Source organism: Stenotrophomonas sp. SY1 (assembly GCF_021202945.1).
Taxonomy (GTDB): domain Bacteria; phylum Pseudomonadota; class Gammaproteobacteria; order Xanthomonadales; family Xanthomonadaceae; genus Stenotrophomonas.
Map to the genome: position 1 here is coordinate 207,898 of NZ_JAJOYR010000003.1, position 17,426 is coordinate 225,323.

16 protein-coding genes and 1 tRNA gene are annotated in these 17,426 nt (G+C 66.1%); 10 read left to right on the forward strand and 7 right to left on the reverse strand.

Annotated features, from left to right (window positions below):
- Nucleotides 1-222: 222 nt before the first annotated feature.
- The gene (locus LR961_RS18075; RefSeq protein ID WP_232151364.1) at nucleotides 223-753 is read right to left on the reverse strand and encodes a hypothetical protein; all 531 of its coding nucleotides are present in this window, start codon (nucleotides 751-753) and stop codon (nucleotides 223-225) included.
- A 141-nt stretch (nucleotides 754-894) separates the two neighbouring features.
- Here LR961_RS18075 and LR961_RS18080 point away from each other — a divergent pair, with 141 nt between their 5' ends.
- Genes LR961_RS18080 through LR961_RS18090 form a run of 3 tightly spaced genes read left to right on the forward strand, consistent with a single transcriptional unit; the run spans nucleotide 895 to nucleotide 2,921 of the window.
- Nucleotides 895-1,860, forward strand: coding sequence for a pyridoxal-phosphate dependent enzyme (locus tag LR961_RS18080; RefSeq protein ID WP_232151365.1), 966 nt, complete (start codon nucleotides 895-897; stop codon nucleotides 1,858-1,860).
- Nucleotides 1,845-2,462, forward strand: coding sequence for a YdcF family protein (locus LR961_RS18085; protein WP_232151366.1), 618 nt, complete (start codon nucleotides 1,845-1,847; stop codon nucleotides 2,460-2,462). The genes LR961_RS18080 and LR961_RS18085 overlap by 16 nt, the downstream gene beginning before the upstream one ends.
- A gap of 30 nt (nucleotides 2,463-2,492) precedes the next feature.
- Nucleotides 2,493-2,921 carry a ketosteroid isomerase-related protein gene (locus LR961_RS18090; protein WP_232151367.1) on the forward strand — a complete coding sequence of 143 codons (429 nt, stop codon included), beginning with the start codon at nucleotides 2,493-2,495 and terminating at the stop codon, nucleotides 2,919-2,921.
- A 335-nt stretch (nucleotides 2,922-3,256) separates the two neighbouring features.
- On the opposite strand, the gene bioC is transcribed toward LR961_RS18090, so the two are convergent.
- The 5 genes from bioC to bioB form a co-directional block, all read right to left on the reverse strand.
- Nucleotides 3,257-4,141: a malonyl-ACP O-methyltransferase BioC gene (bioC, locus tag LR961_RS18095; RefSeq protein WP_232151368.1), complete on the reverse strand. Its 885-nt coding sequence runs from the start codon at nucleotides 4,139-4,141 to the stop codon at nucleotides 3,257-3,259.
- Nucleotides 4,142-4,166: 25 nt separating this feature from the next.
- Nucleotides 4,167-4,949, reverse strand: a complete 783-nt coding sequence (locus LR961_RS18100) for an SDR family oxidoreductase (protein ID WP_232151369.1) — start codon at nucleotides 4,947-4,949, stop codon at nucleotides 4,167-4,169.
- 69 nt (nucleotides 4,950-5,018) lie between these two features.
- Nucleotides 5,019-5,786: a pimeloyl-ACP methyl ester esterase BioH gene (gene bioH / locus LR961_RS18105; protein WP_232151370.1), complete on the reverse strand. Its 768-nt coding sequence runs from the start codon at nucleotides 5,784-5,786 to the stop codon at nucleotides 5,019-5,021.
- Nucleotides 5,787-5,802: 16 nt separating this feature from the next.
- Nucleotides 5,803-7,014, reverse strand: coding sequence for an 8-amino-7-oxononanoate synthase (gene bioF, locus LR961_RS18110; protein ID WP_232151371.1), 1,212 nt, complete (start codon nucleotides 7,012-7,014; stop codon nucleotides 5,803-5,805).
- Between the two features lie 65 nt (nucleotides 7,015-7,079).
- Entirely contained in the window at nucleotides 7,080-8,108 is a 1,029-nt protein-coding gene (gene bioB, locus LR961_RS18115) for a biotin synthase BioB (protein ID WP_232151372.1), read from the reverse strand.
- A gap of 49 nt (nucleotides 8,109-8,157) precedes the next feature.
- On the opposite strand from bioB, the gene LR961_RS18120 reads away from it, so the two are divergent.
- Both LR961_RS18120 and LR961_RS18125 read left to right on the forward strand, forming a co-directional pair.
- Entirely contained in the window at nucleotides 8,158-8,886 is a 729-nt protein-coding gene (locus LR961_RS18120) for a ComF family protein (protein ID WP_232151373.1), read from the forward strand.
- 216 nt (nucleotides 8,887-9,102) lie between these two features.
- Nucleotides 9,103-9,678: a DUF308 domain-containing protein gene (locus LR961_RS18125; RefSeq protein ID WP_232151374.1), complete on the forward strand. Its 576-nt coding sequence runs from the start codon at nucleotides 9,103-9,105 to the stop codon at nucleotides 9,676-9,678.
- A 109-nt stretch (nucleotides 9,679-9,787) separates the two neighbouring features.
- Here the strand turns inward: LR961_RS18125 and ubiA are convergent, their stop codons facing one another.
- Nucleotides 9,788-10,681, reverse strand: a complete 894-nt coding sequence (gene ubiA, locus LR961_RS18130; RefSeq protein ID WP_232151375.1) for a 4-hydroxybenzoate octaprenyltransferase — start codon at nucleotides 10,679-10,681, stop codon at nucleotides 9,788-9,790.
- 127 nt (nucleotides 10,682-10,808) lie between these two features.
- On the opposite strand from ubiA, the gene LR961_RS18135 reads away from it, so the two are divergent.
- The 5 genes from LR961_RS18135 to LR961_RS18155 all read left to right on the forward strand — a co-directional run bounded on the left by LR961_RS18135 (nucleotide 10,809) and on the right by LR961_RS18155 (nucleotide 17,361).
- Nucleotides 10,809-10,885 (forward strand) — tRNA-Arg (locus tag LR961_RS18135).
- A gap of 249 nt (nucleotides 10,886-11,134) precedes the next feature.
- Nucleotides 11,135-11,650, forward strand: coding sequence for a sigma-70 family RNA polymerase sigma factor (locus LR961_RS18140; protein WP_232151376.1), 516 nt, complete (start codon nucleotides 11,135-11,137; stop codon nucleotides 11,648-11,650).
- The gene (locus LR961_RS18145) at nucleotides 11,647-12,684 is read left to right on the forward strand and encodes a FecR domain-containing protein (protein ID WP_232151377.1); all 1,038 of its coding nucleotides are present in this window, start codon (nucleotides 11,647-11,649) and stop codon (nucleotides 12,682-12,684) included. The genes LR961_RS18140 and LR961_RS18145 overlap by 4 nt, the downstream gene beginning before the upstream one ends.
- A 141-nt stretch (nucleotides 12,685-12,825) precedes the next feature.
- Nucleotides 12,826-15,756 (forward strand): TonB-dependent receptor, encoded by a 2,931-nt coding sequence (locus LR961_RS18150; protein ID WP_232151378.1) that lies wholly within the window; start codon nucleotides 12,826-12,828, stop codon nucleotides 15,754-15,756.
- A 9-nt stretch (nucleotides 15,757-15,765) separates the two neighbouring features.
- Entirely contained in the window at nucleotides 15,766-17,361 is a 1,596-nt protein-coding gene (locus LR961_RS18155; protein WP_232151379.1) for an alkaline phosphatase D family protein, read from the forward strand.
- Nucleotides 17,362-17,426 lie beyond the last annotated feature (65 nt).

Sequence of the window (17,426 nt, forward strand, 5' to 3'; positions counted from 1 at the left end):
CAGTTGCGCCGTCAGATGCGCAAAGACAAAGCCCCGGCCTTGGCCGGGGCTTTGTCGTTTTAGGCGCCGATGTCCGACAGGGCCGGAACAGGGGGGATCCAGATTTCCTGCGCGGACATCGACATTGAACTGGTTCGGTGATGCCGGTTTAGGTCAGTTTGCGACGCAACCGGTCACCCGTGGCGCCAAGCATGCCTGCATTTCCGGCAAATGCAACCCTTTTCATGGCTCCACAGTGCGCATCAGGGCACCGCTGCGAACACGTGACGGCTGTCGGGCCGGTGCCGGGCGCGCCTGGGCTGCCGGACGGGGCTGCATCGCCTGCGGACGCTGCTCCACGCGCTGCATCGGCTGGGTGGGGCGCTGCTGCGGACGCTGCAACCGGTCCATGTCGCGCCAGGGCGACTTGTTGCCGCCATTGTTGGCCGGCGGATTCGGGCGCGGCGGACGGACATTGCCTTCACCAGGCGGACGCGGGCGGTTGCCGTTGTGGTTATGGTTCGGCGGCGGACGGTGGCCGTGATACGGCGGGCGCCCGTAGTACGGCCGATAGACCGGATAGCCCCCGTAACCGTAATAGCCGCTGCCGTAGCCGTAATAGCCCGAACCGTACGGGTAGCCATACGGGTAGCTGTACTGCACTGACGGTGAGCCGTGGTAATAGCCGCCGCCGCTGCCGCCCACGTAGTCGTACGTGGCGCAACCGGACAGGCCCAACAACAGGCCGGCGGTGACAATCAGGCGCTTGAACATGATGAGTCCCCCCACTGGGAATATGGCCAGCTTCGGGCTGACGCGTTGAATTGGCCCTTAATCCCGCGCTAACGCGCTGAACACCGGCTGTGCATGCGACCAGGATGGCCCAAGCCGGGGAGCCTACGCTAACCTTTCACCATGAATGAACCCATCCTGCCCGGGTTTGCCGACGTACTGGCTGCCGCGGCACGCATCGCGCCCCATGCCACGGTCACCCCCGTGCTGCGCTCGCGTGAACTGGACGCACTGGCCGGCGCCAGCCTGCACTTCAAGGGAGAGCACCTGCAGCGCAGCGGGGCGTTCAAGTTCCGTGGCGCCTGCAACGCGGTGTGGTCGCTGGACGAGGCGCAGGCCGAGCACGGCGTGGTGACCCATTCCTCGGGCAACCACGGCGCGGCGTTGGCACTGGCTGCACGCCAGCGCGGCATTGCCTGCCATGTGGTGGTACCGCAGGGCGCGGTGGCCAGCAAGCTGGCCAACATCGTGCGCCACGGCGCCACGCTGTGGCGCTGCGAGGCTACCCAGCAGGCGCGTGAAGCCGAGTGCGAACGGGTACAGCGCGAAACCGGCGCGGCCCTGGTCCATCCCTATGCCGACGCGCGGGTGATCGCCGGGCAGGGCACGGCCGCATTGGAGCTGGTGCGTCAGGCCGGTCCGGCCCTGGACGTACTGGTGGTGCCGGCCGGCGGCGGCGGACTGGCGTCGGGCACGTTGCTGGCCATGCAGGCGCTGCTTCCCGATTGTGAGCTGGTGCTGGCCGAACCGGCCGGCGCCGCCGATACCGCGCGCTCGCTGGCGGCCGGAGAACGGCGGGTGGATTTCCTGCCCGAGACGCTCTGCGACGGCCTGCGTGGTGCGCTGGGCGAACCCAACTTCGCGCTGCTGTCCGCCGGCCGGGTGCAGGCCATCACCGTGGATGACGCTGCCACCGTGGCGGCGATGCGGTTGATCTGGCAGGTGATGAAGCAGGTGGTGGAGCCGTCTTCGGCAATCACGCTGGCGGCGATCCTGGCCCAGCCGCAGCGCTTTGCCGGCCGCAATGTCGGGGTGATCCTGTCCGGCGGCAACGTCGATCTGGACGCGTTGCCGTGGAGCGGCCAATGAGCGTGCGTCATCGGACCGGATTCTTCGGTTGGATGTGGCGGCTGATGGCGCTGCTGCTGTTGTGGCTGTTGGGCGTGGCGGCATGGATCATCTGGGTGGGTGACCGCGACCAGGCCGCGCCGGCCGACGCGATCATCGTGCTGGGCGCGGCCGCGTATGACGCCAAGCCGTCGCCGGTGTTTGAAGAGCGCATCCGCCATGGCCTGGATCTGTACCACCAGGGTTACGCGCCGAAGCTGATCTTCACCGGTGGTTTCGGTGGCAGCCGCGCGCGTTTCTCCGAATCGCAGGTGGCGCGCCGCTATGCGCTCAAGCAGCAGGTGCCGGCCGCCGACATCCTGATCGAAACCCGTTCGCGGACCACCCGCCAGAATCTGGTCGAGGCGCGGCGGGTGATGCAACAGAACAACATGCACCGGGTGATCCTGGTCAGTGACCCGCTGCATATGGCGCGCGCGCTGCGCCTGTCGCGTGAACTGGGCATCGACGCGCTGGCATCGTCCACGCCCAGCACGCGCTTTCGTAGTTTCCACACCAGCTGGCGCTTCCTGTTGCAGGAAGTCTATTTCTTCCACCGCGACCTGTTCGCCAATGGCGTTTGAGTCAGCGCGATGACATTTCCAGAGGGTTTGATGAGCAGCAATGATGCTTCCGTCCGCGAGCAGGCCATCGCGTTGGTGCGCGGTTACTACGCTGCGTTCAACCGCGGCGACTGGGCGGGCATGCTGGAGTGCCTGTCCGACGATGTCGCGCATGATCTGAACCAGGGCGGCCGCGAGGTCGGGCGTGAGGCGTTTGCGGCATTCCTGCGGCGCATGGAAGCCAGCTACCGCGAGCAGCTGCGGGACGTGGTGGTGATGGCCGGCGATGACGGCCTGCGGGTTGCGGCCGAGTACGTGGTGCATGGCGAGTATCACCACACCGACGAAGGATTGCCGCCGGCGCAGGGCCAGCGTTACGTGCTGCCCGGTGGTGCGTTCTTCGATGTGCGTGACGGGAAGATCAGCCGCGTCAGCAATTACTACAACCTGCAGGATTGGATCGCGCAGGTGTCGCAGTAGGCTGCGATGCAGCGCTGCGTGATTCCGGTGCTTTGCGGTTGAGGTCGTTGGGAAGGCTGCGCTTTACCCTGCTTTCCCTTGTCGGGCGGTGCGCGCTTGTTTGTGAAGCGGGGTCAGGGGCGGTTTTGACGTTCCGGGGGTGAAGCTGCGGCTTCGCCGCTTCCCCTCTCCTGCCTTCGGCATCCTCTCCCGCAAGGGGAGAGGAGAGGATCAACAGCAGCTGCAACATCAACAGCAACAGCAACAGCAGTAGCAACGGCAACATCAACAGCGGCGTCGATGCGTTTCGTGTTGGGTTTTACTGCTGCGAATCCCGAATCCCGAATCCCGAACACCTATTCCTGCGATTTGCGCCGAATCGGAATTGCCGACACCGGAACCGCGGCGACATCGTGGCCATGCTCGCGGATCGGTGCGCCCGGTTCCGGCGCCCAGGCCTGGGCATAGATCACTTCCCAGCTGCTGGGCAGCTTGCCGTCGGCGCGGCGCAGCGGTTCGTAGGCATCGCGGGCGGCGGCAAATCGGCCGCGGCCGGTCAGCGTGTGGCGGCGGTTGTGCATCGCGTTGGTCGCGCCGATCGCCTTGAGCTCGCGCATCAGCGCGGGCAGGTCGTCGTAGGTCAGGGTGAACAGGTCGCGGTCCAGCACCGGGTTGCGGAAGCCGGCCATCATCAAGGCATCGCCGAACTGGGCGATCTGCACGAAGTTGCTCACGTGCGCGGTGTCATCGGCCTGGGCAAAGGCGTCGCGCAGTTCCACCAGCGTGTCCTGGCCGAAGGTGGAACACACCAGCAGGCCACCGGGCTTGAGTACGCGGCGGAAGCCGGCGAATACCGCTGGCAGGTCTTCCACCCATTGCAGGCACAGGTTGCTGAAGATCACGTCCACGCTGTTGTCGGCCAGCGGCAGTGCGCGCGCATCGGCGCACACGCGCGAGAACGGACGCCACCAGCCGGCCTGCTTCTTCGCTTCGCGCAGCATTGGCATGGCCAGGTCGAGTGCGATCACCTGCGCCTTGGGCCAGCGCTTCTTCATGGCTGCGGTCGAATAGGCCGGGCCGCTGCCGACGTCCAGCACCACCTGCGGTTGCCGGTCTTCCAGATAGTCCAGCGATTCCAGCAGGCGCTTGGCCACTTCCTGCTGCAGCACGGCGGCGGCGTGATAACTGGAGGCGGCACGCGAGAAGGCGCGGCGGACGTGTTTGGGATCGAACAGGGACATGGCAGTTACACGGAGAAGAACAGGGTCAGAAGGTGCCGGGATAGGCGCCGCCGTCGATCAGCAGGTTCTGCCCGGTGATGTAACCGGCATGAACGCTGCACAGGAAGGCACAGGCGGCACCAAATTCGTCGGCCAGGCCGAAACGGCCAGCGGGAATGGCGGCGCGACGACGTGCGGCCACCTCATCAAGCGGTTGTTGCTGCCTGCGCGCGCTGGCTTCAAGGGTGCCGCGCAGGCGGTCGGTGTCGAAGGCACCGGGAAGCAGGTTGTTGAGGGTGACGTTGCGTGCCAATTGGCTGCGGGCGATGCCGGCGACGAAACCGGTCAGGCCCGAACGCGCACCGTTGGACAGGCCAAGGATGTCGATGGGCGCCTTCACCGAGCTGGAGGTGATGTTGACCACGCGGCCGTAGCCGCGTGCGGCCATCGCATCGACGGTGGCGCGGATCAGCTCGATGGGCGTGAGCATGTTCGCCTCCAGTGCGGCCAACCATTGCTCGCGTTCCCAGTCGCGGAAGTCGCCCGGTGGCGGACCGCCGGCGTTGTTGATCAGGATGTCCACCTGCGGGCAGGCGGCAAGCGCGGCCTGGCGGCCTTCGGCGGTGGTGATGTCGGCGGCAACGGTGACCACCTGCGCGGCGCCGGGCAGGGCGCGCAGTTCGGTGGCGGCGGTGTGCAGGGCTTCGGCCCCCCGGGCGACGATGACCACGTTCACGCCTTCGCGCGCCAATGCCCGGGCACAACCCAGCCCCAGCCCCTTGCTGGCGGCGCAGACCAGTGCCCAGCGACCGGCGATTCCCAGATCCATCGGCTCAATCCTCGTACGGCGTATGGCCGCATATGATCGGCCCTGCACCGGCAATGCAGGTGCAACGGCTCACGTGCAGCCCGCAACGAAGTGTTGCAGCAGCCCGGCGACCTGGTCGGCGTGGCCCAGAAATGGCGCATGGCCGCCACCGCTGATGGTGTGGGCCGTGTGCAGGCCGTCCGGTGCCAATGCCGCGGCGCTGTGCATCGCGCCGGCCGGCACCAGCCGGTCGCGCTGGCCACCAATCCACAGGCCGGGTTTGCGCAGCGCCGGCAGCGCGCCGCGCAGGTCGCTGTGTTCGAGCAGGGTGAGGCCTTCCTGCAGGGCGCGCGGTGCCGGTTCGCCACGTTCGACCAGGGCATCGCGCAGCGTGCGCAGTTCGCTGCGCGCGTGTTGCGAGCCCATCACATCAAGGGCGAGGAAACGCTCCAGCGTGCCGCGGTAATCCTGTTCAAGATCGTGTCCGAACTGCTCGAACACCGAGGTCTCGACCGCGTCGGGCCAATCCTCGCCGCGCACGAAACGCGGCGTGGCAGCCAGCATTGCCAGCCCGCGTACCTGCGGCAGGGTTGCCGCAGCGTGCAGCGCAACCAACCCGCCCAGTGACCAGCCGCACCACACCGCCGCCGGTGTTGCCGAGGCGATGGCGTTGACCAGGTAAGGCAGCCGCAGTGGCGTGCTGTCGTCGCGGCTGTGGCCGTGACCGGGCAGATCGACGATATGCAGCTGGAAGTGCGGTGCCAGGCGCTCCACCAGGGGCGCGAAGATGCCGCCATGCAATGCCCAGCCGTGGATCAGGACCAATGCCGGTCCAGTGCCGGTGACGTCGATATGCATGCGGGGAACAACCTGCTCAGGCGTTGACGGTATTCATCGAGCGCTGATACAGCACCAGATCGCGGGAGGCGGCGATGGCTTCCAGCAGCGCCTTGACCTGCTCGACGGTGTGCAGCGCCGACAGCGTCACCCGCAACCGCGCCTTGCCTTCGGGCACGGTGGGCGGACGGATCGCGCTGACCAGGAAACCGGATTGCTCAAGCGCAGCCGACAGCGCCATCACCGTGGATTCCTCGCCGCACAGCAGCGGCTGGATCGGGGTTTCAGAGGCCATCAGCTCCAGCCCGTGGCGACGCGCGCCTTCGCGGAAGATGGCGATCAGTTCGGTGAGCTTTTCGCGGCGCCAATGATCGCGGCGCGCCAGCTTCACTGCCGCCAGCGAGGCGGCGGCCTGGGCCGGGGGCAGGGCGGTGGTGTAGATGTACGGGCGGGCGGTTTCGGCCAGGTGCTGGATCAGCGCGTCCTCGCCCAGCACCAGCGCGCCATGGCTGCCCAGCGCCTTGCCCAGGGTGACCAGTTGCAGTGGCACTTCGTTGACGCCCAGGCCGGCGTCGGCCACACAGCCACGGCCGTGTTCGCCGACCACGCCGATGCCATGCGCATCATCCACGTAGAACAGCGCCTGCTGCATGCGTGCAACCAGCGACAGTGAGCGCAACGGGGCGATGTCGCCATCCATGCTGAACACGCCATCGGTGACCAGCATGGCCGCGCCGTCACCGGCATGTTTGAGCTGGCGCATGGCGCCTTCGCTGTCCAGGTGCGGATAGCGGCGCAGGCGGCAGCCCGCCAGGCGGGTGGCGTCGAGCAGGCTGGCGTGGTTGAGGCGGTCCTGCACGCAGACGTCGTCTTCCTCGCTCAGCAGCGCCTGCTGCACGGCCAGGTTGGCCATGAAACCGCTGTCGAACAGCAAGGCGCGTGGATAGCCAAGCCATTCGGCCACTTCCCGTTCCAACTGCTCGTGCAGGGCGTGGTGGCCGCAGACCAGGTGCGAGGCCGTGCCGCCGGCGCCTTCGCGTGCGGCGGCATCCTGCAGCGCGGCGATGACTTCGAACTGCTGCGCCAGGCCCAGATAGTCGTTGCTGCAGAAGCCGGTCAGCCAGCGGCCGTCGACCTCCAGGCGCACGCCGTCACGTCGGCCGACGGTACGGCGCGTTCGGATGCGGCCCTGGGCAAGCCGTAGCTTGCGCTGGTGCTGGATGCGCTCGTGTAGGTCGGGACGGGCCATGGCAGTGGTTCATGGTCAGGCGGCCGGCTAGCGTACCCGGTTGCCTGTGTGAGTGCCTGTGAGGGTCAGGCCTGCCGGGCGCAGGCCGGCGCGATGTCCAGATGGACCGTGCCGGGATGGTCGTGATCGTCGGCATCGACCGTGATCTGCATCGGCCTGATGCCCAGCCGGGCGAACAGGGCCTGGTCACGTTCGGTGTCCGGGTTGCCGGTGGTCAGCAGCTTCTCGCCATAGAAGATGGAGTTGGCGCCGGCCAGGAAGCACAGCGCCTGCAGCTCATCACTCATGCTCTCGCGGCCGGCCGACAGCCGCACCATCGAACGCGGCATCACAAGACGGGCCACGGCGATCATCCGCACGAACTCGAACGGGTCCAGCTCGGTGGTGCCGTGCAGCGGGGTGCCGGCCACCTGCACCAGCTGGTTGATCGGCACCGAGTCCGGGTGCGCCGGCAGGTTGGCCAGTGCCAGCAGCAGGCCGGCGCGATGTTCGCGGGTCTCGCCCATGCCGACGATGCCGCCGCAGCAGGTCTTCAGGCCGGCGTTGCGCACGTGTTCCAGCGTGTCCAGACGGTCCTGGTACTGGCGCGTGTGGATGATGGAGTCGTAGTAATCCGGCGCGGTGTCCAGGTTGTGGTTGTAGTAGTCCAGGCCGGCATCCTTGAGCGCCTGGGCCTGGTGGCCCTCAAGCATGCCCAGGGTGGCGCAGGTTTCCAGCCCGAGGGCCTTCACTTCCTGGATCATCGCCGCGACCTTGGGGATATCGCGGTCCTTGGGCGAGCGCCATGCCGCGCCCATGCAGAAGCGCGAGGCGCCGGCCTGCTTGGCGGCGCGGGCGCGGGCGACCACGCTGTCGGTGTCCATCAGCTTCTGCGCGTCCACGCCGGTGTCATAGCGCTGCGCCTGCGGGCAGTAGGCGCAATCTTCCGGGCAACCGCCGGTCTTGACCGAGAGCAGGGTGGAGACCTGGACTTCGGCCGGATCGAAATGCTGCCGGTGCACGCTGGCGGCGCGGTGCAGCAGGTCGGGGAAGGGCAGCTCGAACAGGCCCAGCAGCTCTTCGCGTTTCCAGTCGTGGCGGATGACAGCAGACATCGGTGTTACCTGAGGGTTGGCACTACGGAAGCGGCGCAGTCTGGTGAGCATGCGCATGACTGTCAACCTTGAGTTTCTAGGTTCGGTTTACAGGGCGGCCGGGGCCGTCTCCGCCTGGGTGTTCCCTTGCCGTTGCCTGGTCTGTACCGAACCCGGCCAGCACAGACGGGATCTCTGCGGGCCCTGTGCTGCCGGCCTGCCGCGTATGCCGGTGGCCTGCCCGCACTGCGCGCTGCGTTTGCCGGCTGACGCCGACGCCGGCCAGCCGTGCGGGCGCTGCCAGCGACGGCGCCCGCCATTGCAACTGGCTGCGGCCGCGTTTGTTTACGGTGCGCCGGTCGATGGGCTGCTGCGCCGTTTCAAGTTTCACCAGGATCTGGCTGCCGGCCGACTGCTGGCGGAACTGATGTGTCAGCCGATGGCGACGTTGCCACAGCCCGACGCGCTGGTGCCGGTGCCGTTGCACTGGGCGCGTCTGCGTCGGCGCGGCTATGACCAGGCGCTGGAGCTGGCACGGCCGCTGGCCACGGCATTGCAGCTGCCGCTGTGCCAGGGGCTGCGGCGGGTCCGGGCCACCGCGCCCCAGTCGGAACTGGACGCGGCAGCGCGCCGCCGCAATCTAAAGGCGGCCTTTGTCGCCAAAGGTCCGTTGCCGCAGCACGTGGCGCTGGTGGATGACGTGATGACCACCGGCGCCACGCTGCATGCGGCGGCCATCGCGTTGCGTCGGGCCGGCGTGCAGCGGGTGGATGCGTGGGTATGCGCGCGGGTGCCGTGAACCTTCCGAATGCCGCGTAGACGGGAAACGGCGTAGTGGGGATGCAATCCCTGCGGCTCTGAAATGGCCTGCGTGCCGGGACAGCGCTGGGCTCCATCCAGCCTGCGGTCCGCAGGCACCGCCCCCACGGCGAATCCATCCGCACGCGGTCACCACATCGAGGGGTCTAGAGTGGGTGATTGAGCCGCCCCTTCTGGCGGCACAAAGGAGAATTGGATGAATGCTCCCTCGGGGCTTGCCGCTGGATCGTTGTTCGGCGTGTTGTCGCGCAACTGGTGGGTGGTGCTGCTGCTGGGCCTGTTGGCCGTGCTGTTCGGCGTGCTGGCGGTGATGGCACCGGTACGTACTGCCGCCGCGCTGGCCTGGTGGCTGGGCGTGGTCGCCGTGGTCGAAGGCATCGTGGTGCTGGTGGGCATGTTCAGCGGCTCGGCACCGGTATCCAAGGGCTGGGCACTGTTCTACGCGCTGGTGTCCATTGCCTTCGGCGTGCTGGCCATCCTCAATCCCCTGGCCACGGCCAGCGTGCTGCTGCTGTTCCTGGCAGCGTGGCTGGTGGTGGGAGGCATCTACCGCATCGTGTTTGCCATCCGCGTGCGCAAGCGCATCAAGGGAGAGTGGCTGCTGATCGTCAGCGGCCTGCTGGCGGTGGCGCTGGGCGTGATGTTCGCGCTCAATCCGCTGTCGGGATTGGTGGTCACTTCGCTGTGGATCGGTGCGCTGGCGCTGGTGTATGGCGTGCTGCAGATCATTGCGGCGTTCAAGCTGCGCAAGCTGGGCAAGGCGCTGGTCTGATGGCTGCTGCGGTGGTTCACCATCACGTGTGAGCAGGCCTGGCGGCTTGCGCCGCTCCTGCCGAAGAAAAAGACGGCCCGCATTGCGGGCCGTCTTTCAATCCAGGGTTTCAGTCCAGGTATTGGCTGGCGACGATGCCGGCGAACAGCACCGCGCCGACCCAGTTGTTGTGCAGGAATGCCTTGAAGCAGGGTTCGCGCTCACGGTTGCGGCACAGCCAGAACTCGTAGACCACCATCGCCACGGCCACGACCATGCCAGCCCAGTAGGCGATGCCCAGTTCCGCGCGCTGCCCGACCAGCGCCATTGCGCCGAAGAACAACGCGTAGAGGATGCCCTGGATCACCAGGTCCAGGTCGCCGAACAGGATGGCGGTGGAATGCGAGCCGACCTTGAGGTCGTCGTCACGGTCGACCATCGCGTACCAGGTGTCGTAGGCGGTGGACCACAGGATGTTGGCGCCGTACAGCACCCAGCCCAGTGGGGGCACTTCGCCCTGTACCGCAGCGAAGGCCATCGGGATGCCCCAGCCGAAGGCCATGCCCAGGTAGACCTGCGGCAGATGGGTGTAGCGCTTCAGGTACGGGTACGTGGCGGCGAGGAACACGCCGATGAAGCTCATGCCGATGGTGAGCGCGTTCATGCTCAGCACCAGTGCGAACGCCACCAGCATCAGCCCGGCGAACAGCGCCAGGGCTTCACGGCCGGAAACGGCACCGCTGGCCAGCGGCCGGTCCTTGGTGCGCTTGACGTGCGGGTCCAGCCAGCGGTCGGCGTAATCATTGATCACGCAACCGGCCGAGCGGGTCAGCCACACGCCAGCGGTGAACACGAACAGCGTCCACAACGGCGGCAGCCCGTCGGCGGCCAGCCACAGCGCCCACCAGGTGGGCCACAGCAGCAGCAAAGTGCCGATCGGGCGGTCGGCGCGCATCAGTTTCCAGTAGTGCCCGAACCGCGAGGAGGTGCCGGCGGTGGGCGGGGTGTGGGGCAAACGGCTCATGTGCAAAGGTTACCAGTTGGGCCGTGCCGGCTCGTTTGCCCAGCGTGGCTGGCCAATGGGGGGCAGACCTGCGCGCACTTTGTCGTTAGAATGCGCCTCCGCCCGGTATTGCCGGCCGGTCTACAAGGCGCCCGTAGCTCAGCCGGATAGAGTAGTGGCTTCCGAAGCCATTGGTCGGGGGTTCGAATCCCTCCGGGCGCGCCAGTTTGAAGTCCGGGTATAACCCGGATGCCCAAGAACCCTGGAGAAATCCGGGGTTTTTGCTTTTCAGGCCGCTGCGAGATTCCCCGCTGCGCCCCCTCGGCTGCCATGTCCTTTCCAGCTCGCTCGGGGCCGGATCAGATGACAGCGGCCTGGCCGTAGACACCTGCTTTGCATGCGGCAGTGACATGCCGCTGTCATCGTCGAACGCGATCATCGCCCGCTTTACCATTTCGGAGTGGTTGCCCGGCCGTGAACAGCGCGAGGATCTGGGAGCAGGGCTACGAGCTGCGCCGCCGCTTGTTGCGCGGGTTCTTCCTGCGCCGTGGCTCCCACACCGAGGACGCCGAAGACCTGGCGCAGGAGGTGTACGTGCGTTTGCTGCGTCGTGGCGACGACAACGCGCAGGCCATCGACAACCCGGAAGCCTATCTGTTCACCGTGGCGGCCAACCTCGCCCGCGAACACGCACGCTCGCAGTACGCGCAGCCGCCGCTGGACGATGTCGACCTGCTGGCCGAAGTGCTGAGGAGCGAGGACGACATCGAAGCGGACTTTGAACGCGCACAGCGCTGGAGCGAGATCCGCAGCACCATCGCGCAGCTGCCTTCCACCACCCGCCGGGTAATGGAGCTGCACTACCGCGAAGGCCTGGAGTGCATGCAGATCAGCACCCAGCTGGACGTGTCGGTGCACATGGTCCGCAAGCACATCGGCAAGGGGCTTGAAGCCTGCCGGCTGGCGCTGGGCACCAGGGAGGGTGCATGAACCGACACACCGACGGCATCGCCGGGGAAACACTGGCGCAGCAGGCGCTGGACTGGTTCCTGCTGCATCGGGAAGGCAGTTTGAATGCGCTTCAACGTGCCGCGTTCCTGCAATGGTTGCAACGCTCACCTGAACACGTGCGCGCGTACCTGCATGCGCTGGACCTGCACCGTCAGGTCGGTGGTGCGATGGCTGCCGTGCAGCTCGATGCGCAGGTGGCCGACGTGGCCGCGATCAGCACTCGTGATGCAGCGAGCAAGGTGGTGCCATTGTTCGCCACATCGACGCCGCGTTCGGTGAACAGGCGGACACGCCGTACATGGAAGGTGCTTGCCGCCGCCGCTGCTGCCGGCATGGCGTTGCTGCTGGGGGCGCTGGTGCCGCAGTTGTGGCCCGAAGAACAAGTGCTGACGGCAGGCCATGGGCAACTGCGTGAGCTGGTGCTGGCCGATCGCACCCAGGTACGGCTCAACGCCGACAGTGCAATACGTGTGCGCATGGGTTGGCTGAGCCGCCGGGTGGAGTTGCTGCACGGTGAGGCGACCTTCGATGTCGCGCCCGACCGCCGTGCCTTTGAAGTGCGCGTGGAGCAGTTGCAGATCCGCGACATCGGCACCGTGTTCGATGTGTCGCGCCGCCTGCAGAGCACGCGCATTGGTGTGGTGTCCGGCCAGGTGGAAGTCTGGAGCCGCGCCGCCGAGCCACAGCGATTGGCGCAACTCGATGCCGGGCGTGTTGTGTTGGTGGACAACCACAGCCATGCGGTACAGGCACTGGATATGCCAGCATCGATGCTGCTGGACTGGCAGCAGCGCAAGGTTTCGTTCCTGGATGAGCGGCTGGACGAAGTGGCTTCGGCGTTCAACCGGCACAACCAGGTACAGGTCGTTGTCGAGGACGAAGCCGCGGCTGCAATGCGACTGTCGGGCAGTCTTGATGCACATCGCATCGCGGCGCTGCAGGTTTTCCTGTCACGTGATCCGCGCTTCGTGGTTCGGCGCGACGGTGACACCGTGCACGTTTCCAGCCGCTGAGCAGCGTTGCTGGTGGGCTGTAAGAAAAAATTCATCGAGAAAACGTTCTCCATCTCGCGCAAACGCCGCTCTTACTTGGGAGACGCCGATGTCATGCAACGACGCGGCACCCAGCAGTTCTCTCTCCTCCCAGGAACCGTGATGCGCAAGACGCTTTATCTGTCGGTTGTTCTCGCACTTTCTCCCTGCTTTGCCGCCCATGCCCGCGACGTAGCCGCAGACGGACTGGATGCGCGGGTCGCCGCACCGATCGCAGCGCAGCCCTTGAGTCGCGCGCTGGAACAGCTCTCGCGCAGCTCGGGAGTGCAGTTTCTGTACTCCCCTGCAGGCAGTCCGCGCATGGCGGGTGCGGTGCCAGGCGGTGCCACGGTCAAACAGGCACTGGATACGCTGCTGGCCGGTACCGGGCTGGGCTACACGGTGGTGGATGGCAACGTGATCGCGATTGATCCGGCACCGGCGCGTCAGGCACCGCCGCCGGTGCCCAAGCCCAGTGAATCCGGAGCGATGGCCGCGCCGACGCTGGGCACGGTGAAGGTGATCGCCGCCCATGAGGTCATCGACCAGAAGAAGCATTCGACGGTGATCAAGGACTCGGTGATCTATGACGAGATGGACAGCTACGGCGATGAGACGCTGGCCGAAAGCCTGATGGCCGCACCGGGCGTGAGTGCGGTGGAGGATGCCGGCGAGCCGCGCTACGTGACCGTGCGTGGCGTGCAGGCCAACCTCAACTACACGACCATCGACGGCATCGCCATTGCCAGCGTGGGCGGAAGCGGCTCGGGCGAACGCATGAACAACCTGCAGCTGATTCCCAGTGACATCGGCACCCGCACCGACATCTACAAGAGCTTCAGCGCCGAGCAGGCCCCCGATGCGATCGGTGGCGTGATCGACATCATCAGCCGTAGTGCGTTTGATCGTTCCGGCAAGTATGTCTTCGCCGATGTCGCCGGCATCTATTCCACCGCCGAAACCGACGTCGGCCGCAGCGCCGGCGGTGACCACAAGACGCTGGGACATTTCGGCAAGAGCGCCAAGGTGGTGTTCTCCGACCAGTTCGGTGCCGACGACGAGTTCGGCATCGTCGCGGTGGCGCGCTACGAGCAGCGCTCACGCAACAGCATCAAGCGCTGGGTGGAGTCCAACTACTACTTCGACGATGCGGGCAAGTACCTGACCGACGGCACCACCGCGCCGAGTGAGGCTGATGGCTGGAACGGACTGCGTGCGCCGGGCAACTTCAGTACCGGCACCTACACCAACTACATCACCAACTTCGGCGGCTCGGCCAAGCTGGAATGGAAGCCCATCGACGACCCGTTCTACGCCTCGCTGCTGCTGTACTCGTACCGGTTCTACGAGAACTCGACGATGAACAAGACCGACCTGTACTCCAACGCCAAGTTCCCGATCCGGGACCAGACGCAGGACAGCGGCACCACCCAGATCAACAGCATCTACATCAAGAACCGCCACGACCGCTGGGACCGCAACAACCGCGGCGCCATCGCCAACTTCAACTGGGACATCGGTGACCTGACCCGGCTCACCCTGCGCGCCGGTCACACCGAGGAAACCTTCCACAACACCCAGGTCTACTGGGGCGTGCGTGCGTACCCGAGCAACCTGTTCGTGGACTACGAGAACGACAAGCACGGCTTTCCGAACGCGGTTGGCGTTTCCGACCCCAGCCTGCTGACCAGTTCCGCCTTCAAGCTCAACCCGGCGCAGGCGTACGTGTCGCCGCGCAATGCCAAGGAAACGATCGACAACCTGCGCGTCGACTTCACCCACAACATCGATGCCGATGCGCGTGGCTTCGGCATCGCCGCCGGTGCGGAGTACCGCCACCTCAACATCTGGCAGGACATCGATTTCAACTATTACAAGACCAGTGCGACGCTGAACGACTACTTGTACCCGGGCTCGACCCTGCTGGGTACGGTGCCGGGCTTTCCGCTGATCGACAACAGCAAGTGGACCGAAGAACTGGTGCCGAAGCTGGGCGACAACAATGCCGCTTACCCCAATGCGGATTTCACCAGCGACTACAAGTACGTCGAGGACATCAGCAATGCCTACGTGTCCGCGCACTACGCCTGGGACCGGCTGCTGCTGATCGGCGGCCTGCGTTACGACCACACCACGTTCGATGCGTTCAGCCCGTACAGCCTCAACGGCGGCACCACCTACACGGCGGACTTCCGCAAGACCAGCGACGGCTACAGCAACCTGCTGCCCTCGTTGAACGGTACCTTCAAGATCAGCGATGACCAGCGCCTGCGCTTCTCGGCCAGCCAGACGCTGGGCCGGCCGACCCCGAGCAACATCGCGCAGGCCACCAGCACCAGCTGTGGTGATGACGAGGATGGCCGGGGCTACTGCACGATCAAGCAGGGCAATGCCGGGCTGGAGCCACGCCGGTCCACCAACCTGGACCTGGCCTGGGACATGTACTTCAACGGCAACAACGGCATCGTTTCGGTGGCGTTGTTCGACAAGGTCATCAAGGACGACATCTACACCCTGACCACGTTCGAGACCGTCGGTGACACCACCTACCGGGTGACCCAGCCGATGAACACCGACGAGTCCAAGTTGCGTGGTGTCGAGTTCGCCATCGCCAACCGCAACCTGCAATGGGGCCGCCAGCGCTTCGACATGTTCTTCAACGCGACCCGCCTGGACGGCGAGACCGACTACAAGATCAGTGACGGCACCGCGCGCCGGCTTGACCGCCTGCTGTATCAGCCGGACTGGTCGCTCAACGGTTCGGTGATCTGGCGCATGCCCTGGGACAGCGCGCAGCTGCGTGTGTCCGGCAACTACCGCAGCCGGATGCTGGTCGATTTCGGCGACACCGAATGGCTCGACTCGTATTACGACCCGTACATGACCTTCAACCTGGCCTTCAGCCACAAGATCAGCAAGCACGTGACGCTGAAGTACGAGGCCAAGAACCTGTTCAACACGCAGCCGACCTACAGCACCGGCCCGAATGGGCGTTTCCGTACCGAGATCGACGACTACGGCCGCTTCTACTACTTCCACATCATCTACAACTGAGGACGCGTCGTGGACAACATCAATCGCAGACGCTTCCTCGCCCTGTCCGGGCTTTCCGCATTCGGTGCATGGATGGGCACGGCGGCAGCATTGGCCGCGCAGACCGATGCCACCGCGCTGAACCCGCGCAACCTGCTGGCCTCGCCGAAGTTCGCGAGCTCGCCGTTCGGTCTGGGCGTGGCCTCCGGCGATCCGACGCCGGACGGTGTGGTGCTGTGGACGCGGCTGGCCACCGAGCCGTTGGCGTTCGGCGGCGGCATTCCGGCGCGGCCGATCGTGGTCGAGTGGCAGCTGGCTGCGGACGAGGGTTTCCGCAACGTGGTCCGGCGGGGCTCGTCGCTTGCCCATCCGGAACTGGGCCACGCGCTGCATGTGGAGCTGGACAACCTCGCACCGGGCCGGCCGTACTGGTACCGCTTCACCGTGGCAGGGCATGCCAGCGCGGTGGGGCGCACCTGCACGCTGCCGGCGGCGACGGCCACGGTGGAGCGCGTCCGCTTCGCGGTGGCCGGCTGCCAGCATTACGAAGAAGGCCACTACACCGCATGGCGGCGCATTGCCGAGGAGCCGCTGGACTTCGTCTTCCACTACGGCGACTACATCTACGAAGGCGAGACCCAGGCCGGCGTACGCAAGATGAACGGCCAGCCGTTCACCAACCTGCGCAACCACGTCGGCCCGCAGATCTACACCCTGGATGACTACCGACGCCGCTACGCGCAGTACAAGAGCGATGCGGACCTGCAGGCCGCGCATGCGGCGGCGCCGTGGTTTGTCAGCTTCGACGACCACGAAGTGGACAACAACTGGGCTGCCGAGCAGGACCAGGACGGCACGCCGAGTGAGGTATTCCTGCTGCGTCGTGCGCAGGCGTTCCAGGCGTACTACGAGAACATGCCGTTGCGCCGCTCGGCTTTTCCGGTCAATGGGCACATGCAGCTCTATCGCCGTGCACGCTACGGCACGCTGATGGATCTGCACCTGCTTGATACGCGGCAGTACCGCAGCAAGCAGGCAGACATGACGCAGCGCGAGCAGGTGGAATCGCCCGCGCGCAGCATTGTCGGCGCCAAGCAGGAACGCTGGCTGTTCGACGGGCTGGCCGACGCCACGCCGCGCTGGCACACCATTGCCCATCAGGTCTCGCTGGGCAATTACGCACGCGAGAAGGATGGCGTGGTGGTGTCGTCCGACGATCAGTGGTCGGGCTATCTGGACAGCCGCCGGCGCCTGCTCGACCACATCCAGCGGGTGGGGTTCGGCAATGTGGTCACCGCCTGCGGCGACGCGCATCGCCACTACGCCAGCGATCTGGTGCAGGACAACGCCGACTCCGGGGTGATCTCCAGCGAATTCCTGGCCACTTCGATCACCTCCGGTGCCGATGGGCAGGGCGTGGATGCGATGGCGCGCAGCACGTTGCAACACAGCCCGCACCTGAAGGCCACCACCGACAAGCGCGGCTACGTGCTGTGCGATGTGACTCGCGATGCATGGATTGGCGACATGAAGACGCTCGACCAGGTCATGCAGCCGAACGGCGCGCTGCAGAGCTGGAAGCGCTACGCCATCGAGCACGGCAGGCCGGGTCTGCAGGAGGCTTGATCCATCCTGCATCTGCAGGATGGTTCGGGGCAGCGGCGCTGTCGGGCCGCTGCCTCCTTTTCGCG